This window comes from Terriglobales bacterium (assembly GCA_035624455.1).
Lineage (GTDB): Bacteria > Acidobacteriota > Terriglobia > Terriglobales > Acidobacteriaceae > DASPRM01.
In genome coordinates this window covers 40,787-48,037 of the sequence record DASPRM010000031.1, presented here as the reverse complement: position 1 = coordinate 48,037, position 7,251 = coordinate 40,787, and the positions used below count along the sequence as shown (strand labels likewise).

Below are 7,251 nucleotides of genomic sequence, written 5' to 3'. Positions count from 1 at the left end.
GAATGCGCGATCGGGATATGCATTCAGACGGATCTCTGCGGTGTCGCCGAGGTGGACGCGGTCCAGCATGTTTTCGTACACATCGCAGAGCACCCACACACGAGACATGTCGGCAATCGTGAAAAGATTGGGGGAGTTATCGATGGAGCGCACCACGCCACCGTTTGTGGTGTTCTGCTCGATGATGGTTCCGGAAATTGGCGCTTTGACGGCGAGGATTGGCGAAGGGTGGTCGGGATCGGCGCCCAGGATGCGAAGGCGATTGGCAGCGGTGGTCTGGTCAACTACGGCTTTGTTTTCCGCATTCTGCGCGGCTTCCAAATCGCGTTGTGCGATTGCGCCCCTGGAGAAAAGCAATTGCGAGCGCTCCAATTGCTTTCGCGCCAGCAGTTCATCAGCAGAGTACTTCTGGTAGTCGGAAAAAGCGGCGGCGATGTCGGGACTGCTGATCAGTAGCAGCACCTGTCCCTTTTTGACGTCATCGCCCAGGCGCACACGAGTTTCGACGACGCGTCCACCGGAGAGCGAAAGCACCGGGACTGCCCGGCTGATGTCCGGTGAGACCACTCCGTTGACGCGCAGGATGTCGGCGATTTTTCGCGTTTCCACGGATACCAGTGGAAACTGCTCTGGATGCTCGATGGAGAGCAGATTGGGATCGCTGTTAGTTTCGACAGTGGTGGTGGCGGTGGTGGCCTTCGCACCTTGTCCCGAGCAGGCGCTGAGCAATAGCGCTGCTATGATGACCAGGAGTGCCATCAGAATTTTGAGCCGCAGAGATGTGATGAAAGGGCGCGGGGCGGCGCTGATATGAGCGGGGGAATGCTGGGACGTCTCTATGAGAAAGTGTTGGGCGGGATCTCGGCGCATCGCAGGCGAACCCGACGCTATACGACTGAACGGCAGGTGTAAGTAGTTCATCTTCTTTCATCTGGCCCGGCTGGGCTTTTGTCTGAGCTAGAAAATGTCGTTAGAACGGATCGCGCAGACTTATAGAGCGAACAGGGGCGGGGCCCGTGCGATCAAGGAAGCCAGGAAGCCGTCGAGTGGTAGAGAAGATCCTTCAGAGGACGCGATGCCCCAAGGTAGGGCAGATAGAGACGCCAGGGTAGTGATCAGTAGCAGAAAGGCAGCGAAGATAACTGCCGTGCCGTTCTGATGATCGGTGGATATGAGCTGCGAAATTCGTTTGGCTGGAGCATCCGTTGCCAGGTACTCAACGTGCAAATCGTCGGTTAGGGAAATGGCGGGAAAAAGAAGCGCCGCTATACACACGAGGCTGGCTAAGACTGTCTTCCAGTCACTAGGTGGTTTTTTCAAACTCCGGCGATGGCAACACATTCCTGCGAACAGGAATGTAGCGACGATCAGCCATAGGAGATTGAGGAGGAGTTCCACCTTCCCTATATTACAACGACAGAGCTAGCCCAGGGCCACGGGAGGATATCAGAAATGCGCAGCGAAGGGCGTCTCACCCTGCCGGCTCCCGGGGTTCAACTGAAAATCCCCATTTACACAGGTAAAAAGCGGGCTGGAAAGATTGCCTTTCCAAATCTACACGGTTCCGATTCCCGCGCATCAGCGGGCGGCGGTCGAAAAGTTGGCGCAATTGGTGACCAATGGTGACGAGTTCGAAGCATGTGCGGCAGGACTGCCGGAACCTACCCAGCAGATTCAATAAGATAACTGGTAGGCCCGGGAGGACTCGAACCTCTGACCTCTTCCGTGTCAAGGAAGCGCTCTAACCAACTGAGCTACGGGCCTGTAGCTTTTGGAATCACATCAACCAATCGGACAAAAAAGCAATTTTATCACGTCACTCGCGCGATCTTGCCTGGCCAACCAATGTCGCTCTCGTGTTCGAGGCATAGGTCCGACAATCTGCTGGCGTCCCACAATCTTCCAACCACTACCTCAATGCGTGGCTTGCAGCACGACTCTGGCGACCTCACACCCTGGGGGCCATCCGAGTGGAATTCACTCTGCCATCCCTCAGCGACCTCGGATCAGGCGTAGAATGTTCGGCATTTTCCAATCACGAAGGGGACCCCCAATGAGACTCCTCCGCATACTCGCATTGATCGCGCTTGGTTCGGCAACGTTGGTCGGCCAGACTTTTCGAGGGACGATTCTGGGAACGGTGACTGACTCCTCCGGAGCAACGGTCGCAGACGCGACCGTAACTGTCCGCAATATGAGTACGGGCCTGGAACGCACCACGCAGACCAGCGCTGACGGCAGCTACGCGGTCCCCGAGCTTCCCATCGGCACCTATATGGTCACTATAACCCAGACCGGATTTCAAACCTGGGCTACCCGCGGAGTTGAAGCGAACGTCGCCACCGAACGGCGGGTGGATGCCCAACTCAAGCCGGGACAAATATCCCAGGTAGTCGAAGTCACCGGCGAAGACCTCCCGCAGGTGGAAACCACCTCCTCAGAATTGGGCGGCACGCTCACCACCGGGCAGATTCAGGATATACCGATCAACGGGCGTGACTTCACCAAGCTCATCTACTTGAATCCTGGGATTGCCGGCTCTCCCGATCAGATTTCTGATTCCCCCGGTTCGTACGGACTGTTCTCCATGAATGGCTCGCGCGGACGCTCCAATAATTTCCTGCTCGACGGCACCGATATGAACGATGGTTATCGAAACCTTCCTGCCATCAATGAGGCCGGCGTATTTGGCGATCCGGCCACGATCTTGCCCCTGGATGCCGTCGCGGAGCTGCGGGTCTTATCCAACTATGAAGCGGAGTACGGCCGCAATTCCGGTGCCATCGTGAACATCGTCACCAAGAGTGGCACCAATCAGTGGCATGGCTCTGCGCTGGAATACTGGCGCAGCGGACAACTGGGTGCCCGGAATTTTTTCAACACTTCGGATCTCTCCAAGAATTCATTTCTCAATAACCAATTCGGCGGATCTTTCGGCGGACCCATTATCAAAGATAAGACTTTCTTCTACGTGGACTACGAAGGGCAGCGCGAATCGGGAAAGCAGGCTGGCCTTAGCTGCGTGCCCACTGGAAGCTCCGCCGATGGCTCCCTGAGTCCCAACGACTCCCCCAATCCGGTTATTCAGAAGCTGTTAGCCCGCCATCCCTGGCCGGCGCCTAATTTCGGCAGTGGTGGATGTCCCAACTTGTCCACCGCCACGCCATTCAAGAATCGCGTGGACAGCATGATTGCCAAGGTCGATCACAACTTCAACATACATAACCTCGTCAGTGGCCGCTATTACTTCGGCGACAGTGACCAGAGCTTTCCCTTCGCCCAGCTTGCCGGAGGCCTCCTGCCCGGCTTCAACACCACAACTCCCACGCGTGTGCAACTGGTCTCGCTTTCCTGGGTGAGAGTCATCGGATCCACCCAAGTCAATGAAGCCCGCTTGGGTTGGAACCGTTTCGTCGAAGGATTCTTCCCTGAGGATCAGAGCTTTGATCCATCATCGATCGGTCTCAACACTGGCGTAGGCGCTTATGAGGGCGGCTTGCCCGTCATCAATGTGGAGAATTTTTCTCAAATCGGCGCCACTGAGGGAATTCCACGCAACCGGGTGGACTCCAATTGGCATTTCCTGGACAACTACTCCTGGAAATTCGGGCGTCATGACCTGAAATTGGGTTACGAATTTCGCCGCACTACCATCACGCAACGATTCGAGAATTCTTTCCGGGGCTCGCTGAGCTTTGACACATTGGCCGATTTCCTCCAAGGCACACCCGACGACGGGTCGCAGCGTCGCGGCAACACCCTACGACATACTTTCCAAAACAATCACGGCTTCTACGTTCAGGACAGCTTGCGCTGGAGTCCGCGCCTTACGCTGAACCTTGGTTTGCGCTGGGACTACTTCGGCGTTGTGGGCGAGAAGGACAACCTCCTCTATCAATTTGTTCCCACCGGCGGCGGAGACAACGTTCCCGTCGGGCAACTGTACGATAAGGACTACAACAATTTCGCGCCGCGCATCGCCTTCGCTTACGACCTCACCGGAAAAGGCAAGACGGTCATTCGCGGCGGCTGGGGAATCTTCTACGACGCCTTCGCCCAGGACATCTTCCTCGGCCACCTGCCCTGGAACTGCGCTTTCTGTCCCGGACCCGCTTACCCTGGAATCGGTCCCGCAGCTATCCAGAAACTGGCCCTTAGCGGCGGGGCACTGGATCCTAATATTCCTGTGTACGACGTCGCTAGCGCCGGGCCGCTGGGAGATTTCTTTGCCACTGATCCCAACATGCGCACGCCCTACATACAAAATTTCAACCTCAACCTGCAGCGGGCATTCGGCAACAAAGCGGTCCTGCAGGTCGGATACGTAGGGACGAAGGGCACAAAGCTATTCCGCTTCCGTGACATCAACCAGCCGAGTCAGGCACAGATCACGGCCTTTGACCTGGCAAATGGAGTCAGCGCTTATGGCGTGGCGCGGCCCTTTTCCAACCTCTTCTACATCAATATGGAGGAATCGAAGGCGACCTCCATCTACCACGCCCTCCAGACCAGCTTGCGCCTGAGCAGTTGGCATGGTTTCTCCAGTCAGGTCAACTTCACCTGGTCGCACTCGATTGACGATGCCAGCGACAGCGAAGACTTTAGTCCAAATCAGGCGCAACCCACCAACAGCTTGAACCCGCTCGGCGAACGCGGTAACTCCAGTTTCGATATCCGCCGCCGTTTCACTTGGAATTTCACTTATGAATTTCCCAGGTTAAGCGGCAGCATGAGCCGCTTGAAGAACGGTTGGGGTCTCGATGGCGTAATCAGCCTGCAGGATGGGCAGCCGTTTCATCTCAATTACTTCTTCGAAGGAGATTACTCCGGAGCTGGCGAGGGCTTCGATCGCCCGGACGTGGTCGGACCAATTCGCTTCGGCAGCGCTCCGTTTAACTTCCTCGACCTGAGTTCATTTGCCGTGCCGTGCACCTGGAATCCCAATCTGAATCCGGGCGCTACGGATGAGTCCAACTGTGTCGCCGGCACGCGCCATTTCGGCGATTTGAGGCGGAACTCGTTGAGGGGGCCGTCGTTCAAGGAAGTCAACTTCTCCATCTTCAAGAACACGCCCATTACGGAGAAGGTAAATCTGCAGATTCGGGCTGAGTTCTTCAACCTGTTCAATCACCCGAACTTCGCTAACCCCATCATGCCCAACTTCATCGCTGATCCCGGCGCCCCTGATCCGGCTACCGGCCGCCATACCGGCTTCTATCCATTGACGGCCACCGGCGATGTAGGCATCGGCAATCCCTTCCTGGGCAGTGGAGGCCCACGGGGAATTCAGTTTGCCGGCAAGATCACCTTCTGATTCAGTGAGTGTCATCCTGAGCGAGGACGGCGGTTGGTTTGTGCAGGACAGGCGATCTCGCCTGTCCGCCGCGTCCGAGTCGAAGGACCTTGTGGTTGGTGACCGCGGCCAAGTCTTTCCTATGAGGGTTGCAACGCTGGGAAAAATTCTCGGATCACATCATCGTTAGGCCGCCTTAGAAGCTCCTGCGACCGTTATGGCCTGCCCTCGCCACCGCCGTTCCGGTTCGAGTCCCGTACGGCCGGTTAGCAACGATTCCCTTGCCTTCCTGAATCGTAATCGTCTGGCCGGCTGACACATCGGACAGTCGATCAGCCTGCCCGCTCGGCCAATCCACCTCAACCGTGTTCACCTTCGCGCTTGTTCCCAGACCGAACGTCAACACCAGTTCGCTTTGAGATAGATATCCGCCGCTGTGCAGCACCTGCCACTGTTTGTCCTGGCCGCTGGTGACGCGCACCACTGCCCCGATGCCATCGCGATTAGACTTTGTTCCCACCAGTTTCACCCGCAGGCTGTGGTTGGTCGCCCCTTCGTTGCGAAACAGCAGAGCCGGTCCGGCGTTGGTCATGATCAGCAGGTCGAGCGCGCCATCATTATTTATGTCCGCATAGGCTGCCCCGCGCGCTACCCGCGGTAACGCGAAAGCAGCGCCCAGCGACTCGGAAACATCGGTGAACTTGCCATTTCCCAGGTTCCGAAACAGATGCGGCGGCTGCTTGTATTTGATTCGCTTCTGGATTTTCTCAATGTCGCTCTCGATATGCCCATTGGCGACGAACATGTCGGGCCAGCCATCGAGATCGTAATCAAGAAAGAAACAACTGAAGCCAAGGGTCAGCAGGCTGGCTTTGCCGACTTCCGAATGCGCCGCTTCATCCACGAACAGCCCGTTGCCTTCGTTGTGATACAGCGACATCATCTGATTCGAAAAATTGCTGATAACCAGGCTCGCCCGGCCGCTGCGATCGTAATCCGCAGCATCGGTACCCATACCGGCGCGCGCCACGCCATCTTCGTTGAAGGCTACTCCCGCCTGCACGCCACGCTCGCTGAACGTACCATTCCGGTTATTCAAATAGAGTTTGTTCGGCTGCGTGTCGTTAGCCAGCATGATGTCTGGCCAGCCGTCCCCGTTGTAATCGAGAATCGCAATCCCCAGGTTCTTGCCGGTGGGATCGTAGAGTCCCGCCTTCCGGGTCACATCTTCAAACTTGCCGTTCCCCAGGTTGTGCCACAACCGCGCCGATGCGCCTTTGTACGACTCCGGCGTGCAATACGACTTGTGCGTGCCATCGAGCGTGCAGGTGAGATCCGTCTCCGGCGACCACTGCACGTAATTCGCGACCACCAGGTCCAGCTTGCCGTCCTTGTCATAGTCCACCCAGGCGGCGCTGGTGCTGAATTCGTTCGGCCCCCACAGACCAGCCTGCTTCGTCACGTCGGTGAATGTCCCGTTGCGATTGTTGTGAAACAGATGGCTCTGGCCAAGAGCGGTGACAAAGATGTCATCGTAACCATCGTTGTCATAGTCACCCACGGCTACCCCCATACCATAGATGGGAACTGCCAATCCAGCCTTCGCCGTAACGTCGGTAAACGTGCCGTTGCCGTTGTTGTGGTACAGCTTCATCGTGCTGCCTGGGACATGCGGATGCCCCGGCCAGTCCTCGCCATTGATCAGCAGGATGTCGGGATTGCCGTCGTTGTCGTAATCGATGAACGCGCAGCCCGGCCCCAGCGTCTCTGGCAGATACTTCTTCCCGAAGGCTCCATTGTTGTGAACGAACCGAATGCCGGCAGATTGCGTGATGTCGGTGAAACGGATCGGTGGTGCCGAATTCGCGCCCGGCTTTTGCGCCCAGGCTAAACTCGCGCACAGCAGGAATCCGCCACACGTCAGGGCCACGCTCTTGAGGGTGCCCCATCCTGGCCCG

General features: G+C 57.1%; 3 protein-coding genes and 1 tRNA gene. 1 reads left to right on the top strand and 3 read right to left on the bottom strand.

Annotated features, from left to right (window positions below; all coding sequences use genetic code 11):
* Window positions 1-759: efflux RND transporter periplasmic adaptor subunit (locus VEG30_04115; protein ID HXZ79090.1), on the bottom strand; the 759-nt coding region annotated here is incomplete at its 3' end.
* 928 nt (window positions 760-1,687) lie between these two features.
* Window positions 1,688-1,764, bottom strand: a tRNA-Val gene (locus VEG30_04110).
* Between the two features lie 289 nt (window positions 1,765-2,053).
* On the opposite strand from VEG30_04110, the gene VEG30_04105 reads away from it, so the two are divergent.
* The gene (locus VEG30_04105; protein HXZ79089.1) at window positions 2,054-5,314 is read left to right on the top strand and encodes a TonB-dependent receptor; all 3,261 of its coding nucleotides are present in this window, start codon (window positions 2,054-2,056) and stop codon (window positions 5,312-5,314) included.
* A gap of 175 nt (window positions 5,315-5,489) precedes the next feature.
* Here the strand turns inward: VEG30_04105 and VEG30_04100 are convergent, their stop codons facing one another.
* Entirely contained in the window at window positions 5,490-7,223 is a 1,734-nt protein-coding gene (locus tag VEG30_04100; protein HXZ79088.1) for a CRTAC1 family protein, read from the bottom strand.
* Window positions 7,224-7,251 lie beyond the last annotated feature (28 nt).

Excerpts from the sequence above, each read along its gene's own strand:
- VEG30_04105 (HXZ79089.1), top strand. The coding sequence starts at position 2,054 with ATGAGACTCCTCCGCATACTCGCATTGATCGCGCTTGGTTCGGCAACG.